This window comes from Afipia sp. GW821-FHT04G03 (assembly GCF_059419985.1).
Map to the genome: position 1 here is coordinate 1,295,855 of NZ_JBWKSV010000001.1, position 17,425 is coordinate 1,313,279.

Sequence of the window (17,425 nt, forward strand, 5' to 3'; positions counted from 1 at the left end):
GGATTACATTGTAGCCCCAAGAACCCACGGCGCAAACTCAGCCGCGCCGAAATCGAAGGCCTCGCTCTTGGTCTGCTCGCCGGAGGCAACGCGCAGCATCAGGTCGAAAATGCGCTGGCCGCATTCCTGCACGGTTTCCTCGCCGTCGAGAATGGTGCCGCAATTAACGTCCATGTCCTCTTCCATGCGGCGGAACATCGGCGTGTTGGTCGCGAGCTTGATCGAGGGCGACGGCTTGCAGCCGAACACGCTGCCGCGCCCGGTGGTGAAGCAGACCAGATTGGCTCCGCCCGCCACCTGTCCCGTGGCCGCGACCGGATCGAAACCCGGCGTGTCCATGAAGGTGAATCCCTTCCGCGTGACCGGCTCGGCATATCCGACCACGTCCACAAGATTGGTGCTGCCGGCTTTCGCCATCGCGCCGAGCGACTTTTCCAGAATCGTCGTCAGGCCGCCGGCCTTGTTGCCGGGGCTGGGATTGGAGTCCATCTCCGCGCCGTTGCGCTTGGTGTAATCTTCCCACCAGCGCATCAGCGCGACGAGCTTCTCGCCGACCTCGGTGCTGACCGCGCGCCGCGTCAGCAGATGCTCCGCGCCATAGGTCTCGGGCGTTTCGGACAGGATCACCGAGCCGCCGTGGCGCACCAGAATGTCGCTGGCCGCGCCGAGCGCCGGATTAGCGGACACGCCCGAATAGCCATCCGAGCCGCCGCACTGAAGCGCCACCATCAGTTCGCTGGCGGAACACGGTTCGCGCGTGATGGCGTTGGATTCGGCCAGCACCTCGTGAACGAACGCGACCGCCTTCTCCACCGTCTTGCGCGAGCCGCCGACATCCTGAATGTCCAGCGAGCGCAACCGGCCCGCCAGTCGCTGCTCTTCGAGAAAGCCGCCGATCTGGTTCATCTCGCAGCCGAGGCCGAGAATGATGACATGCGAGAAATTCACATGCCGCGCGTAACCACCGAGCGTGCGCCGAAGCACCGTCAGCGGCTCAAGCTGTGTCATGCCGCAGCCGGTCTTGTGGGTCAGCGCGACCACGCCATCGACATTCGGAAACGCCGCCAGCGGATCGTGGCCGGTGAACGGATTTTTCTTGAACACGTCGGCGACCATACCTGCGACATGCGCGCTGCAATTCACCGAGGTGAGAATGCCGATGTAGTTGCGCGTCGCGACCCGCCCGTCGGGACGGCGGATGCCCTGAAACGTCGCGGGCAGATCGAAGTTTGGCGTCGGCTTGACGTCCACGCCATACGCATAGTCCTTCGAGAATTCGCCCATGCCGATGTTCTGCACATGGACATGCTGGCCGGGCGCGATGGCCGTGGTCGCAAAGCCGATGATCTGGCCGTAGCGCATCACTGGCTCGCCGACGGCGATGGGCTTCACCGCCACTTTATGACCGGCGGGAATGCGCTCGCTCGCAGCAACTCCCTTCGCCACCTCCGCTCCAGGCAGCAGCGCCGCCCGCGCGATCACCACGCTGTCATCGGGATGCAAGCGGATCACGGGTGTGGGGGCCATGGCTATTGTCCTTGTTGGCTCTGGCTTCTTCTTTTTCGCCTCTCCCCGTTTACGGGGAGAGGTTAGAAATCGCTGTTCCCGGCAGCGTCTACGCCTTGCCGCCGGAGTTCTTCCGTACCTCGCCGATGTGGCTCTTCGCGGACATCGCCAGCAACCCGCTGTCGTTCAGGATCGTCACCAGCTTGAAGCCGCGCTCGATGGCAAGCGTCGCGCCGGCATGACCGCTGCAATGGATGCCGGGGAAGATGCCGCGCTTGTCGCATTCCTTCACGATCCGCTCATAGATCTTGATGATCTCCGGCTCGGTGCGGTCGAGCGTCGGATGCAGGCCGTAGGAGAAGCCGAGATCGGACGGGCCGATATAAACGCCGGCGATGCCCTTCACATCCAAAATCGATTCCAGATTCTCGACCGCGGTCTTGGTCTCGATCATCGGAATGCAGAGCGTCTCTTCATTCGCGGTCTGCTGATACGTCCCGGCCGAGCCGTACATCATGGCGCGGATCGGTCCGTTGCTGCGGGTGCCGCGCGGCGGATACTTCGCATACTGCACGAAGCGCTCGGCTTCCTCCTTGGTGTTGATCATCGGGCAGATCACGCCGTAGGCGCCGCCGTCGAGCACCTTGCCGATGATGCCCGGCTCGTTCCACGGCACGCGCACCATCGGCGTCACCGGATGCGCCTGCATCGCCTGGAAGCACTGGATCATCGACTGATAATCCTGCACGCCGTGCTGCATATCGACCGTGACGCTGTCGAAGCCGCATTGCGCCATTACCTCGGCGGAAAAGCCCGACGGGATCGCCAGCCAGCCGTTGACGACCACCTTGCCGGCTGCCCAGATTTCCTTGACCTTGTTTGCCATTCGCTCGTTTCCCGTTTCTGTTTTGATTATAACTGGCTGATTTGGGCGCGGGTCATGCATGAGCAGCCCTCTCGGTGAGACGCCCGATCCTTAACCTATCCGGTCGCCTTGGCAACGGCGGCTTCGTCGATCCCGACCGCCCGCGCCGTTGCTGTGATGGAATTCCAGGTTTCGTCGGTCAGCGGCACGCCGTTTTTGGTGCGGTCCGCGCGCGTCGCCGCTTCCGGCTCGCCGGGGATCAGGACCGCGTCGTGGCCCTGCGCCAGCTTGCTGTCCTTGAAGAAGGCGATATAGCGCGCGACCTCGCCGTCGAAGAAATGCGCGGGGTCCACGACCTTCGGGTCGATGAAGATCGCCAGCATGCCGTTGGAAAAACGCCGGTCGGTCTTGGTGGCGCCGTTGCCGGTGAGCGCGCCGCCGAGCAGTTCGCACATCAGCGCGAGCCCCGAGCCCTTGTGATCGCCGAACGCGCGGATCGCGCCCTTGCCCTGCGCGTGGACGCGCGGACCTTCCGCCTCATAAGGCCCGTACAGCACATGCGGATCTTCGCTAAGACTGCCGTCCTCATCGACCAGTGCGCCCTTCGGCAGTTTCTTGCCGCCGCGGCTCGCCACCATCACCTTGCCTTCGGCCACAATGGAGGTCGCGAAATCAAGCACCACAGGCCCCTGCCCCGGACGCGGAATGCCGACGCAATAAGGTGCGGTGGAAAGCTTGCGCCCGACGCCGCCATAGGGCGCGACCAGCACGGAGCCCGCCGCGTTGACGAAGAAGATCGAGACGAGGCCTTCCGCCGCCGCCATTTCCGCCCAGTCGCCGACGCGGCCGAGATGGCCGGAGTTTTTCAGCGTCATCACGGCGATGCCGTTGGCCTTGCACTTGCCGATGCCGACCTTGACCGCCTGCGGCGTCACCGTCTGGCCATAACCGAAGCCGCCGTCCACCACCGCGAGCGATGGCGTATCGACCTCGAGCTTGATGGTCTGGTCGGGAACGATGATGCCTTCCTTGGCCCACTTCACGTATTGCGGCACGCGGATGACGCCGTGGCTGTCATGCCCGGTGAGGTTCGCCGTGGTCAGATAGGTGGCGATGCGCTCGGCTTCGGCTTTCGAGGAGCCCGCGCGCGAGAAAATATCAGCGACGAAGCCGATCAGCTTCTGGGAGTTGATTGTAACCATGATTTTAGACAGTTGCCTTGGTATGGCCGCCTAGGTAAGCGGCTCTGATTGCTTCGTTACCCCATAATTCATCGGGTTTGCCGCCCAGCGCAAGACGCCCTGTTTCCAGCACGTAGCCATGATCGGCAACGGACAATCCCATGCGCGCGTTCTGCTCCACAAGCAAAACCGTCGTGTCCTTGCGGATTTCGGCGATAATCCGGAACACCGCCTGAACGATCACAGGCGCCAGGCCCAGCGACGGCTCATCTAGCAGCAGAAGGCGCGGTTTCGCCATCAGCCCGCGCGCCACCGCGACCATCTGCAATTGCCCCCCGGACAGGGTCCAGCCGAGCTTGTCGGCAAACTGGCGGATGTCGGGGAACAGATCGAACATCGCATCGGCTTCGCGCGACAATTGCGCTTTCGCGACCCGGCGGTTCGACGCGCCGAGCATGATGTTCTCTTTCACCGTGAGGCCGGGAAACACCCGCCGCCCTTCCGGCACATGGGAAATGCCGAGGCGCACGATGGCTTCCGGCCCCATGCCGACGATGGACTTCCCGTCGTAGAGAATTTCCCCCGCGGCGGGTTTGGCGAGGCCTGAAATCGCGCGCAGCGTGGTGGATTTTCCAGCACCATTGGAGCCGAGCAGCGTCACCACCTGCCCTTCGTCCACTTTCAGCGAGATGCCGCGCAGCGCTTCGATCTCGCCGTACAGCACCATCAGGTCGTTGATCTCGAGCAGCGCCATGTTCACTCCGTCCCGAGATATGCGGAAATGACGTCGGGATGCTGCAACACCGCCAGCGATTCGCCGTCGGCGATGCGCTTGCCGAAATTCAGCACCGTGATGTGCTGCGCGGCTTCGCGCACCAGCGTCATGTCGTGATCGATGATGAGAATGGTCAGCCCCTGCGCCGCGATCCGCTTGAGCAGATCGTGCAGTTCGACCTTCTCGCTGGAGTTCAATCCGGCGGCAGGTTCATCGAGCAGCAGCAGCGTCGGATTTCCCGCCAGCGCGCGGGCGATCTCGATCAGGCGCTGATGGCCGTAGGAGAAACTGGACACCAGTTCGTTGGCGCGCAGGCCGAGGCCCACGAAGGTCAGCGCCGACAGCGCGCGCTGCGTCAGCGCATCCGAGCCCTTGTCGATCAGCGTATTGCCGGGCCGCTCCGCGCCGATCACGACGTTTTCCAACGCCGTCATCGACCGGAACAGCCGGATGTTCTGGAACGTGCGCCCGAGGCCCGCCGCCGTCCGCTCATGCGCCGGCATGTCGGTCACGTCGGTGCCGTCGAGCACGATCCTGCCGGCGGTTGTCTTGTAGAGTCCCGACAGCATGTTGAGCGTCGTGGTCTTGCCCGAGCCGTTCGGGCCGATCAGCGCATGAACGCCGCCGCGCCGCACCGACAGATCGACCTTGTCGACCGCCTTCAGGCCGCCGAAGTGCTTCGACAGGCCGGTGACTTCGAGCACGATGTCGCCGCCGGTCTTGGCGGGCGCAAGCTGAAGCGCAGGACTCGCGACATGCGGCACCGTCTTTGCGCGCCACTTGTTGATCAGTTCCTGCACAAAGCCCCAGATGCCGTCCGGCATGAAGCGCACGATCAGGATGACGAACAGGCCGTAGATGGCGAGATAAAGTCCGGGAATGGTTTTGAGAAAGCGCAGCCATTCCGGAATGAGAATCAGCAACCCGGTGCCGATCACAGCGCCAATCGGCGATCCGACGCCGCCGAGCAGCGCCATCGTGAGGAACACGATCGATTCCGCGAACGAGAACTGGTCCGGGCTGATGTAGGAGAATCCGCCCGCATAAAGCCCGCCGCCGATGCCGCCGAGCAATGCGGACAGCGCGAACGCCGCCACCTTGGTGCGGAAGATGTCGATACCCGCCACGCCCGCGGCGAGTTCGTTGTCGCGCACCGCGCGCATGGCGCGGCCGATCCGCGTATCGGGCAAATGCCAGACGAGATAGCCGATCACCGCAAGTGCGGCAACGCAGAACGCCAGAAACGCCTGCTGCGACTGCAACAGCGCCGGCCGGCCGATCCGCGAGATGCCGTCGGGGCCGCGCGTCAGCCAGATGGCGTTGATCATGACCAGCGTGATGATCTGCTGGAACGAGATCGTCACCATGGCGAGGTAGTGGCCGCCGAGTTTCAGCGTCGTCATGCCGAGCAGCGCGCCCGCAAGCAGCGCCAGCAGCGATCCGGCGATCAGACAGATCCAGAAATTGGTCTGATAGTCGGTGGTGCCGAGCGCGACGATGTAGGCGCCGATCCCGAAGAACGCCGCCTGCGCCAGATTGATCTGCCCGCACATGCCGAGCACGATGGTCAGCCCGAACACCGCAACCGCAAATGTCGTCGCCTGCATCAGGATGTTAAGGACATAGCCGTCGAAACTCATCGTCGCCGCGGCGAACACCGCAATCGCGGCGGCGATGAAATACGGCAGATGCCGCAGCAGCGACGGCGTGGAACGCACGGCGGTGTCCGCCGAAATCTTTTCGCCCTGCACGCTCATGCTTTTTCCGCCACGCGTTCGCCGAAGATGCCCTGCGGACGGAAGACCAGAAACAGGATCAGCACGAGGAACGCGAATGCGTCCTTGTAAGGCACCGACACATAAGCCGCGCCGAACGTCTCGATGATGCCGAGCGCAATGCCGCCGATGATCGCACCGGTAACGTCACCGAAACCGCCGATAATGGTCGCAGCGAAGGCTTTCAGCGCGATCGTCGCCCCCATCTGGATCGAGACGAACAGAATCGGCGCGACCAGAATGCCGGCAAGACCGCCCAGCACCGCCGAGTAGATGAACGTGATCATGATCATCGCCGACACCGAAATGCCGAGCAGCGACGCCATTTCCTTGTCCTGCGACGTCGCCTGCAATTTCTTGCCGAGCATGGTCTTCTCGAAGAACCAGTAATTGAAGATCACCAGCACGAGGGTGACGGCGATGATCAGCAGATACTGGCTGTCGAGATAGACCGGGCCGAGCTGGATGCCCGGCGTCTCGAACCAGCCCTCCAGCACCTGCGGCGCGGGGCCGTAGATCGCCAGTACCGAATTGGCCAGAAAGATCGACGCGCCGATAGTGGCGATGATCACCGGCAGGAAGGTGCGGTGACGCAGCGGATAATACACGCCGAGGTTGAAGATGACGCCGAACAGCGCCATCCCGCCGAGCGAGATCAGGAACGACAGCCAGTACGGCCATTGCAGATCGACGGCGAACACCACCATCAGGAAGGCCGCCACCATGGAGAACTCGCCCTGCGCGAAGTTCACCACGTTGGTTGCGCGGAAAATCAGCACGAACCCGAGCGCGACCAGCGCGTACACCGAGCCGATACCGATGCCCGTGAAGAGCAACTGAAGAATCTGATCCATGAAACGCTCGCTCAAGAGAAACAGGACATTTTGCTCACAGCGTCATTGCGAGGAGCGTTTGCGACGAGGCAATCCAGTCCTTCTTTATGCTCTGGATTGCTTCGCTTCGCTCGCAATGACGGCGGCTCTCTCCCGACGGGAGGAAGCCGCCGCTGCGCTTCAGGTCTTCGCTTCGATGTGCTTCTCGAAGACGATATTTCCCTTTTCGTTCTTCACGATGTTGTAGCCGTGAAGACCGTCTCCGTTCTTGTCGAAATTGTACTGGCCTTCCGCGCCTTCATACTTCTGGATCGCGAGGATGGCTTCGCGCACCTTTTCGGGGTCGGTGGTCTTCGCCGTGTTCATCGCCTTCGCCAGCACGTTGATGGCGTCATAGGTCCATGCGCTCTGGTTATCCGGCGCGAGCTTGTAGGCATCGCGATAAGCCTTGCCATAGGCCTTGGCCGCCGGGCTTGAATCCTCGGCATAGTCGGCGACGCCATAGGTTCCGTACAGCGACGCGCCCGCGAGCCGCGTCGACGACACGCCGACGATGGACGGCGAGCCCACCCACGGAATGTTGACGCCGAGCTGGCGCAACTGGCGCGCGAAGATGCCGAGATCGTTCTCGAACGTGAAGTACGAGCCCAGAACGTCGGCGCCGGACTGCTTGATCGCCAGCACCACCGGGGTGAAATCCTGGCTTTGGTTGGCATAGCCCTGGTCGAGGACCGGGGTGACGCCGAGCTTGCTCAATCCCTCGGTGAGCGCCTTGCCGCCCGCCGTGCCGAATGCGTCGGTGGAATGCAGAACCGCCCACTTCTTCTTGCCGAGGGTGTTGGTGCCGTAATCGGCGATCACGCTGCCCGAGTAGCTGTCGTTCGGCCGGAACCGGAACAGCCACTTGTTGCCCATGTGGGTCAGGTTGGGATCGGTGCCGCCGATGGCCATCGGCTTGCCGAGCTTCAGGACGTCCGGCGCCATCGCATGAACCTGCGTCGAGCGAATCGAGCCGAGGAAGGCGACAATGTCCGACTGCGCGGCGAGTTTGGAGAATGCGAGCACGACGCCCGGATTGGTGGTCTGGTCATCCTCGGTAATGAGTTCAAGCTGCTTGCCGAGAACGCCGCCCGCCTTGTTGACGGCTTCGAGTGCGAGCTTCGCGCCGTTCAGAGCGAACTTGCCCTGCTCGGCGGCCGATCCGGTGACCGGAAGCACCTGACCGATCTTGATGGTCGCGCCTTGCGCCCCGGCATTTTTGATGAAGGCCGGCGCGGCGAGCATTGCGGCGGCACCGACAGAAAAATCACGTCTCGTTAGTTTCATCGTCATCCTCCCAAATGGTCGTGCTTTTTCCGCCGACCTTGGAAGCGATTAGAAGTCCGAAAAACCGGATTGTCTACCGACTCTGGCGAAAATCATTCAAACATCCGATCATTGCGTTGCAACCTGCGAGATCGTGAAAACCGCCCGACAGTCCGGGGGACTCCGGTGTCACCGGAGTGACAAAAAGCTGGCGCGCAACAATTTTCCCGTTTTGGTGCAGTGCGCCACATATTCCCGTGAACCAAACCGTGTTATGAGCGACACATACATATCGACCGCAAAACGATGGTGTTTACAGATGTCTTTCCCCGCGACTTTTAATTACCGTAATTTCCGCAATGCCGCCGTGGCCGCTGCTCTCGTTCTGACACCGGGACTCGCACATGCCGATTCTCCGTTTGCCAATTATGCAGGCAATTGGTCCGGCAACGGCACCATCACGATCGCGGAGGGTGGCACGGAGCGCATCCGTTGCCGTGGCACTTATTCCGTCGACGGCAGCGGTAACACGCTCCATCAGGTGCTTCGCTGCGCCAGCGACAGCTACAAGTTCGAACTGACCAGCGACATCGCCGCCAAGGGTAGCAACATCACCGGCTCCTGGAGCGAAGCCAGCCGCGGCGTCAACGGCACCGTCGAAGGCAGCATCGCGAATGGGCAAGTCAGCGCGCTGGTCCAGACCAATGGCTATGCCGCCAGCTTCAATGTCACGACCCGTGGCAACAAGCAGTCGGTCAACATCAGTTCCAAGGGCGAGTTGCGCGGCGTGACGATCAGCCTGTCGCGGAGCAACTAAACCGTCCAATTCTGACAAAAACGGCCCGCCGATGATTCATCGGCGGGCCCGTTTCGTTGGCTGGAGCTCGGCAGGATGAAGAGATCGGCGACCCGCGCGGCGACAACCATAAGGGCCGCCGCTACCAGACGACGCGCACGCCGCCCTTGCCGGTGAAGGACGTGACATTGTCGTTCATGCCGGCGACTTCACCGGCAGCGAACAGCGCCATGCGCCCGATCTGCCAGTCCAGACCCGCGCCGCCATAGAGGCCGAACACGTTCTGCTTGTCCGGCGTCGCGGCGATGAAGTTCTGCCCGACCAGCGCGATGTTGACGGTGGCGTCGCCCGTGCGCTGCTGCGCCAGCAGGCCGCCGGTCACGCGAACGCCGAGGCGGCTGCCGTTGCTGAATGTATGGGCGTTGGCCAGCGTCACCTCCGCACGTTCCTCGAACGCCTGCATGTTGCGGTCGCCGACTGCGAGATTGGCGCTGGAGCCGGTCTCGGTGTAGCCGCCGAACTGCGCGGCGACGTAGCGCACTTTCAGCGCGGGCGTGACCATGACGCCGTGATCGAACGCGAAGCGATGGCCGAGCGCGAGCGAGGGATTGACGAACCAGCCGTCATAGGTGGCGCTGGCGGTCTCCAGCGCCAGCCCGCCGCCGATGTTGCGCTTCGACTCGTTGTTCAGCTTGCCGCCGATCAACGCGAGATCAAGGAAGCTCGCGCCGAACATGCTGCGGCTGTAGAGCCCGCCGAACAGCGTGTCGGTGTCGGTCCGGCCGGCATTGAGGTCGAGTCGGGTCTCGTTGGTGCTGCCGCCGATGAAACCGCCGAGCTTTGTATCGGGCGTGATCTGCCGGTCATAGCCGATGGCGCCGCCGTAACCGACCGTCACGCCGCCGATGAAACTGCCGTCCGTCGCCTGCTCGCGCCGTCCGCCAAAGCCCTTGGCCCAGACGCTGTTGCCGTCGCGGTCGGTGACAGCGCTGCCCCTGAACACCGGTGTTGTCGGCGCGAACGCCATTGCTCCGACGACCATGGCTTCGGACACGGTACCAAAGGCGTGGTCAAAACGGGGAGCCGCCGCCTCGATCGCAGCAAAGGCATTGGCCGCACCGCCCGATGCCGGCTCGAACACCGGCGTGTCGGGCAGCACCGACGCGATCCAGCCGGTGATGTCCATCACGGCGCGGTTCATGGCGCCGAAGCCGGAGAGATCGGCGACAATGATCTGGTTCGGTGTCACGACATACGGATTGCCCGACGTGGTAACGGTAGAGCGCGCGGCGTCGAAGTTCGCCGTGTTGAGAATCCAGCTTCCAGGTCCGAAATTCACCTTGTCGCCGCCGCCGCCAAAGTTCACCAGCCCGCCGAAGCGCGCACCGGGAAGGATGGTGAGGCTGTCGGAGGCGGCTGTGCCATTGGTGTTGAACCAGATCGCCGTGCCGCTCATACCGGCGATGGTGCCGGAATTGATGATGTTGCCGGTGGTGATGAGGCTGACGCCGTTGGCGCTCCCGGTGATGGAGCCGAAATTGGCCACATTGGCTGTGGTGGCCCGGATGCCGGAATTGTTGCCCCCGTTGATGGTGCCGGAATTGGTCACATTGGCTGTGCCGGCAAGGATGCCGTAGCTGCCGCCGGTAATGGTGCCGGAGTTGGTCACATCGGCTGTGCTGGTAGCGATGCCATAGAGGCTTGCTCCTGTGATGGTGCCGGAATTGGTCACAGTGAGGGTGGTGGCATAGATGCCGAAGAAGCCCCCGCTGACGGTGCCGGAATTGGCGACGGTGGCCGTGTCGGCATTGATGCCGCGGCCACCCCCGATGATTGTGCCGGAATTGGTTACATTGGCTGTGCTGGCCCGGATGCCGTAGTCGCTGCCGGTGATGGAGCCGGAGTTGGTCACGGTGGCTGTGTTGTCGGTATTGACGCCGGAGAAGTCTGCTCCCGTGATGGTGCCGGAGTTGGTCACATTGGCTGTATCGGCCCGGATGCCATAATCGCCGCCGGTGATGGTGCCGGAGTTGGTTACATTGGCTGTGTTGGCAACGATGCCGTAGTTGCCGCCGGTGATGCTGCCTGAGTTGATGACATTGGCTGTGACAAGGGCACTTATGCCGCGGGTGCCGCCGGTGACGGTGCCGGAATTGGTCACATTGGCCGTGCTGGCCCAGATGCCGTAGTCGCCGCCGGCGATGAGGCCGGAGTTGGTCACGGTGGCTGTGTTGACGGCATAAATGCCGTAGAAGTCTGTCCCCGTGATGGTGCCGGAATTGGTCACATCAACCGTGCTGGCACGGATGCCGTTGTCGCCGCCGGTGATGAAGCCGGAATTGGTCACGGTGGCTGTGTCGTTGACATGGACGCCGGCGAAGTCTGCTCCCGTGATAGTGCCGGAATTGATCACATTGGCTGTGCTGGCCCGGATGCCGTAATCGCCGCCGGTGATCGCGCCGGAGTTGGTCACATTGGCTGTGCCGGCAAGGATGCCGTAGAGGTTTGCTCCTGCGATGGTGCCGGAATTGGTCACGATGACGGTGTTGGCGGCATAGATGCCGGAGGAGTCTCCGGTGACGGTGCCGGAATTGGCGACGGTGGCCGTGTTGGCGCCGATGCCGGCGTTGAATCCGGCGACCCTTGCCCCGGACATGATCGTGACATTGAGATTGTCGAGGAGGAAGTTGCCGTAGCCGTTGACGTCAAGGCTGGTGCCGGGAGCGCCAGTGCCCTGATTGATGGTGGTGCCGGTGCAGGTTGCGGTGACGTTGTCGGCGGCGGCGGGATCGCAGGCGGCGCGGGCCGCTTCGCTGACCATCAGCACGGCGGCAGCAGCAGTCGAGGCCAAAAGCCCCTTCCGCAGCGCAGGCGACGGCTTCGCCGCGTTCGCATCCTTGCTGGACATTCGCAGTGCCCCGAAAATCAACAAGTCAAAATCCGCCGCACGCTTTGCTGCGCACTGGAAAATCATTCTGAATTTTTGGCCGAGATGTTCGCGATCACGACATTCACAATCACGGCATTCGTGATCACGACGTTCGCAATGACTTCCAAAATCAGCCCCACAATCATGCAAAGTCTAATCGGGTTCCGCTCAATCGGAAAGTGCGGATACCAGCGGGGGTGTCGCTCCCATGGGCAGTTTGTCACGTCTCACGGCACGGCATCGGCATGCCTGATTCTGGCAGAATCAAAAGCTTCAGCGTGCAGGCTCTAATTTGCAGGCTCTAATTTGCAGGCTTGGGCTTGCCGGCCCACGCCGCCTTGAGGCGATGCGACGTGCTGATGAGCCACATCGCCGTCGGCCGCAGGATGAAGAGATCGGCGATCAGGGCGGCGATCATCGAGAAGGCGCTGAGCCATCCGAACAGCCGCAGCGACGGCAGGTCCGAGAACACCGTCACGACCAGCCCGCAGGCCAGCACCACCGTGGTCAGGATCAGCGCCGGTCCCACCAGCACGGTGGCGCGCTCGACCGCCTGCGCCTCATCCACGCCCGGTTTTTCTTCCAGCCGCAGACGATTGAGGAAATGGATCGTCGCGCTCAATCCCAGTCCGAACGACACGGTGAGCGCGACCACGCTGGCGAATTGCAGCCCCTCCCCCATGAACCACAGCACCGTGCCCGACAACACCACCGGGAAAATGCCCGGCAGGATGCTGGCGAACATCACGACCACCGAACGGAACGCCAGACCGATGAAGGCCGCGACCAGAATGAATTCGATGGTGAGGCCGTGGTTGAGCTTGCCGATCATGGCCGCGCTGTTGCGGGCGGCGATAGCGGAGAGACCCGTGACCGCGATCTGGTAGCCCGGATGCGCGGTGCGAACCACGCCCATCGCGGCATCGAGCTTCTCGACCGTCGGCAGGATCTGGCTTGAGTCCAGATCGGGCACGCGGCCCGACACCACGACGGCGTCCTGCTGCTCGGAAATAAACCGCCGCGACAGATATTTCGGCAGCACGTCGACATATTCCTTCAGGATCGCGACGTCGGAACGGCCTGCCTTTTCGGCAAGCCAGCGCCGCAAGGTCTCGAGCGACCAGACGTTGCCCACGCCAGCCTGCTTCTCGATGATCGTATGGACCGCTGCGATGGTATCCAGCGTGTCCTTATCGTAGAGCGACTTGCCCTTGGGGAATTCGATCAGCACGTCGATCGGATTGGCGCCGGTGAGCTTGGCATCGAGACGGGATGAGGCTTCAACCGCCTGCTGCTTGTCCGGCACCTGATCGGCCAGCCGGTAGCGAGGCTCGAGGCTGGCGTAAATGATGCCGAGGCCAATCACCACGAGCAGCGCGATCAGGCTGAACAGGCCGGGACGGCCAACCATCCGCACCGCGATCCAGCGGCAGAACGCACGCAGCGCCTCGACGCCCCTGTCCGCGCCCTTCACCTTGGTGGCGAGCAGGTTCTCCTTGCGCACCAGCAGCACGCCGAACACCGGCACCAGCGACAACACCGCGATCAGCGCGATGATCGTCGCCATCAATCCGGCCTCGCCGAAGGTGCGGATCAGATCGGAGTCCGAAAGCTGCAATGCAAGGAACGACAGCGCCGCGGTGCCGTGGGTCAGCACACAGGCCGGTCCGACGACCAGCACGGCGTTGCGGAAGGCGGTGTATTTGTCTTCGCCTGCGATCAGCCGGTCGCGCGCGGCAAACGTCAGCTGCATCGAGTCGGCGAAACTGATGACCATGATGAGCGGCGTCATCACATTCAGGAACATGTTGAGGCTGAAACCGAGCCAACCCAGCGTGCCGATCGACAGCAGGATCGCCAGCAGCGGCGGGAATGCGGCCACGATCATGAAAGAGACGCGGCGGAAAAAGATGATCGCAATGATGCAGCCGGCGAGAATGCCGGCGATGTTGTAGGTCAGCCCGTCGCGTTCGACCGCGTTGCGGATTTCAAGCTGCATCACCGGCACGCCGGACAACTGGCTGTTGAGGCCCGTCCCCTCCAGATCGTCCGTCATGATCTTGCGGACTTCGCCGATGGTGGTTTTGAGGCCCTTGTCGCCGACAATCGCGGGGTCCAGCGCCAGCACGATCAGCGCCAGCGTGCCGTCATCCGCCAGCAGCTTGCCCTTGATGACCTCGTTTTCCTTCACCCGCTTAATGAATGCGTCGTAGGCGGCGCCTTCGGGCAGCGTTTCGGGAAACAGCGCGGCGGGAAGCCGTCCGCCTTCCGGCGGCTGGCGTGCGGAGAACAGCGAGATGATGCCGCGGGTGCCGTCCACCAGTTGCAGATCGGTGACCAGGTCGCGCAGCTTCTCGAGCGAATTGCGCTCCAGCAGCGATTTGCCCTCCACCACCACCAACACATCATATTCGCTGGAGGGGAAGCGCTTGGTCACTTCTTCATATTGCCTGTATTCCGGCGTGTCGGACCGGAACAACTGGCTCAGCGAATCGTCGATCTTGATGCGCTGGATGCCGAACACCGCGACCACGCACAGCGCCAGCAGAACGGCGGCCGCCACCTTCGGCGCGCGCAGCGCGATCAGCCCGATCCGTTCGAGCCCGAACGCGATGCTGAAGGATTTCTTGCCGGCGGCGTCCGGGGCGGGATCGTGTGAACTTCCGTGGGACAATGGCAATCCGATTCGATAAGGGAACTGGCCGGTTTTTCTAGCAGATTTCCTGCGATAGCGAGGCGGCCCCGCCAAAATAAGGCGGGATGGCCCGGCCGGCGGTGGGCAATCACCGGCCGCCCGGGATTGCCTCAAAATGCCGCAATTTTTTCAGGAAATTCAGCCGCGGCGGCCGGAATGCCTTGTCCCGAACGCGCCTCGCCCGGTGGCGAGCCCCCTCGGAATACCGATTCCTCCTCCGGCCGTGCTCCTGATATAAGCCCCGCCATGTCGTACAAGGTCGCCGCTTTCTATCAGTTTGTCGCACTCCCGGACTTTGAAAACCTGAGGGAGCCGCTGCGCAACATGTGCGTGGCGCTGGACATCAGGGGCATCGTCCTGCTCGCCGCCGAGGGCATCAACGGTACCGTCGCCGGCCGCGACGGCGCGATCGACGCGCTGATGAACCAGTTGCAGAACGGCGCGCTGTTCGGCGGCCGCCTCGACAACCTTGAGCTGAAATTCTCCAACGCCGCCGACATGCCGTTCAACCGGATGAAGGTGCGGCTGAAAAAAGAGATCGTGCGGCTCGGCGATCCGGACACCGATCCCAACGCCAAGGTCGGCGTCTATGTCGATGCCGCCGACTGGAACGAGCTGATTGCGCAGGACGACGTGCTGCTGCTCGACACCCGCAACGCCTTCGAGGTCGAGATGGGCACCTTCGAGGGCGCGGTCGATCCGAAGATCACCCGCTTCGGCGAGTTTCCCGATTATGCCGCGCGCGCGCTCGACCCGAACAGGCACAGGAAGGTCGCGATGTTCTGCACCGGCGGCATCCGCTGCGAAAAGGCCAGTTCCTACCTGCTATCGCAGGGTTTCGAGGAGGTCTATCACCTCAAGGGCGGCATCCTGAAATATCTGGAAGAGATTCCCGAGGCGCAGAGCCTTTGGCGCGGCGAATGTTTCGTGTTCGATCAGCGCATTGCGCTCGGCCACGGACTGTCGGAGCGCGCCAAGCCGGGCGACGGCAAGGATCACACCGATGCGACCGAGATCGACATGAGCGAACAAGTCCAGACCGAGCAAGCAGATGACTGAGCCCAAATCGCCCTCACCGTCTCCGGAGCGGATCGATGCGCTGGAAATCCGCATCGCCTATCTCGACGAGATCATCGAAACCCTGAACTCCACCATCACCGCGCAATGGAAGCAGATCGATGCGCTCAGCCGCGAAATGCTCCACCTGCGCGAGCGGCTCGATGACGCCGAGATGAAATCCGGCACCGCACCGTCATCGGAGCCCCCGCCTCATTATTAATGGGAGGCTGCGGCCGTTCCGGCCCCGAAGGGGCCTGGTTCTCTGGATTGCTTCGCTCCGCCCGCAATGACGAAAGGTCCGGTCATTTCTCCACCCGTCATTTCGAGGCGCGCAGCGACGAAGCAATCCAGCTTTCCCGAGCAAAAAAATTGGTAATTCCAATCCGGCTCTGTATGGTCCTGCCCAAGACCAATGGGAGGACATCGATGCGTAAGATTGCTATTTTTGCAGGCCTGACGGCTGCCGCGCTGGCATTGCCCGCGTCCGCGCAGGACCTGAAGATCGCGCTGATCCACGGCAAGACAGGCCCGCTGGAAGCCTACGCCAAGCAGACCGAAACCGGCCTGCGCATGGGTTTTGAATACGCCACCAAGAACACCATGACGGTCGATGGCCGCAAGATCGTCCTCATCACCAAGGACGATCAGGGCAAGCCCGATTTGGCCAAGGCGGCGCTCGCCGAAGCCTATCAGGACGACAAGGTCGATCTCGCCATCGGCACCACCGCGTCGGGCGCGGCGCTCGCCATGCTGCCGGTCGCCGAGGAAAACAAGAAGGTGCTGATCGTGGAGCCGGCGGTTGCCGACGTCATCACCGGCGAAAAGTGGAATCGCTACATCTTCCGCACCGGACGTAACTCGTCGCAGGACGCGATCTCCAACGCGGTCGCCATCGGCAAGCCGGGCGTCACCGTCGCCACGCTGGCGCAGGACAACGCCTTCGGCCGCGACGGCATCGCAGCCTTCAAGGAAGCGCTGTCGAAAACCGGCGCGACACTGGCGGCTGAAGAATATGTGCCCGCCGCCACCACCGACTTCACCGCGGGCGGCCAGCGCCTGCTCGACGCACTGAAGGACAAGCCCGGCCGCAAGATCATCTGGGTGGTCTGGGCCGGCGGCGGCGATCCGCTGACCAAGCTCCAGGACATGGACCCGAAGCGCTACAACATCGAAATCTCGACCGGCGGCAACATCCTGCCCGCGCTCGCCGCCTACAAGCGGCTGCCCGGCATGGAAGGCGCGACCTACTATTATTACGGCATCCCGAAAAACCCGATCAACGAGTGGTTCGTCGCCGAACACCAGAAGCGCTTCAACGCGCCGCCGGACTTCTTCACCGCAGGCGGTTTCGCGGCAGCCATGGCGGCGGTCACCGCCGTGCAGAAGGCGAAATCCACCGACACCGAAAAGCTGATCGCGGCGATGGAAGGCATGGAGTTCGATACGCCGAAGGGCAAGATGATCTTCCGCAAGGAAGACCATCAGGCGCTGCAAAGCATGTATCACTTCCGCGTCAAGGTGGACCCGAACCTCGCCTGGGCTGACAACGAACTGGTGCGCGAGCTGAAGATCGAGGACATGACCATCCCGATCAAGAACAAGCGGTAAGACTTCTCACCTCTCCCCGTTTGCGGGGAGAGGTCTGAGACTGAGCGCAGGCGTCGCCTGCATACTCGATGTCGTCCCCGCGAAAGCGGGGACCCATA

13 protein-coding genes are annotated in these 17,425 nt (G+C 62.7%); 4 read left to right on the forward strand and 9 right to left on the reverse strand.

From position 1 onward, the window contains the following. Positions 1–3: 3 nt before the first annotated feature. The 7 genes from AC07UB_RS06300 to AC07UB_RS06330 form a co-directional block, all read right to left on the reverse strand. Complete coding sequence (locus tag AC07UB_RS06300; RefSeq protein ID WP_492793040.1) at positions 4–1,527, reverse strand: UxaA family hydrolase; 1,524 nt, start codon at positions 1,525–1,527, stop codon at positions 4–6. 88 nt (positions 1,528–1,615) lie between these two features. Further along, the gene (locus tag AC07UB_RS06305; RefSeq protein WP_492793041.1) at positions 1,616–2,392 is read right to left on the reverse strand and encodes an HpcH/HpaI aldolase family protein; all 777 of its coding nucleotides are present in this window, start codon (positions 2,390–2,392) and stop codon (positions 1,616–1,618) included. A 95-nt stretch (positions 2,393–2,487) separates the two neighbouring features. After that, positions 2,488–3,573, reverse strand: a complete 1,086-nt coding sequence (locus tag AC07UB_RS06310) for a malate/lactate/ureidoglycolate dehydrogenase (RefSeq protein WP_494651685.1) — start codon at positions 3,571–3,573, stop codon at positions 2,488–2,490. A 4-nt stretch (positions 3,574–3,577) separates the two neighbouring features. Beyond that, entirely contained in the window at positions 3,578–4,306 is a 729-nt protein-coding gene (locus AC07UB_RS06315; protein ID WP_494651683.1) for an ABC transporter ATP-binding protein, read from the reverse strand. Between the two features lie 2 nt (positions 4,307–4,308). Further along, positions 4,309–6,084 carry a branched-chain amino acid ABC transporter ATP-binding protein/permease gene (locus AC07UB_RS06320; protein ID WP_492793044.1) on the reverse strand — a complete coding sequence of 592 codons (1,776 nt, stop codon included), beginning with the start codon at positions 6,082–6,084 and terminating at the stop codon, positions 4,309–4,311. After that, a complete protein-coding gene (locus AC07UB_RS06325; RefSeq protein WP_492793045.1) occupies positions 6,081–6,956 on the reverse strand; it encodes a branched-chain amino acid ABC transporter permease in 876 nt (291 codons plus the stop codon). Before AC07UB_RS06325 ends, AC07UB_RS06320 begins: the two co-directional genes overlap by 4 nt. A gap of 159 nt (positions 6,957–7,115) precedes the next feature. Further along, positions 7,116–8,261 carry an ABC transporter substrate-binding protein gene (locus AC07UB_RS06330; RefSeq protein ID WP_492793046.1) on the reverse strand — a complete coding sequence of 382 codons (1,146 nt, stop codon included), beginning with the start codon at positions 8,259–8,261 and terminating at the stop codon, positions 7,116–7,118. Positions 8,262–8,559: 298 nt separating this feature from the next. Here AC07UB_RS06330 and AC07UB_RS06335 point away from each other — a divergent pair, with 298 nt between their 5' ends. After that, the gene (locus AC07UB_RS06335) at positions 8,560–9,057 is read left to right on the forward strand and encodes a hypothetical protein (RefSeq protein WP_492793047.1); all 498 of its coding nucleotides are present in this window, start codon (positions 8,560–8,562) and stop codon (positions 9,055–9,057) included. 121 nt (positions 9,058–9,178) lie between these two features. Here AC07UB_RS06335 and AC07UB_RS06340 read toward each other — a convergent pair whose 3' ends face one another. Both AC07UB_RS06340 and AC07UB_RS06345 read right to left on the reverse strand, forming a co-directional pair. Then, complete coding sequence (locus AC07UB_RS06340; protein ID WP_494651680.1) at positions 9,179–11,944, reverse strand: autotransporter outer membrane beta-barrel domain-containing protein; 2,766 nt, start codon at positions 11,942–11,944, stop codon at positions 9,179–9,181. A 322-nt stretch (positions 11,945–12,266) separates the two neighbouring features. Continuing rightward, entirely contained in the window at positions 12,267–14,639 is a 2,373-nt protein-coding gene (locus tag AC07UB_RS06345; RefSeq protein ID WP_494651679.1) for an efflux RND transporter permease subunit, read from the reverse strand. Between the two features lie 267 nt (positions 14,640–14,906). On the opposite strand from AC07UB_RS06345, the gene trhO reads away from it, so the two are divergent. From trhO to AC07UB_RS06360, 3 genes are all read left to right on the forward strand, one after another. Then, positions 14,907–15,719: an oxygen-dependent tRNA uridine(34) hydroxylase TrhO gene (gene trhO / locus AC07UB_RS06350; protein ID WP_494651678.1), complete on the forward strand. Its 813-nt coding sequence runs from the start codon at positions 14,907–14,909 to the stop codon at positions 15,717–15,719. Then, entirely contained in the window at positions 15,712–15,939 is a 228-nt protein-coding gene (locus tag AC07UB_RS06355; protein WP_492793051.1) for a SlyX family protein, read from the forward strand. The genes trhO and AC07UB_RS06355 overlap by 8 nt, the downstream gene beginning before the upstream one ends. Before the next feature lie 206 nt (positions 15,940–16,145). After that, positions 16,146–17,327 (forward strand): substrate-binding domain-containing protein, encoded by a 1,182-nt coding sequence (locus tag AC07UB_RS06360; protein ID WP_494651677.1) that lies wholly within the window; start codon positions 16,146–16,148, stop codon positions 17,325–17,327. Positions 17,328–17,425 lie beyond the last annotated feature (98 nt).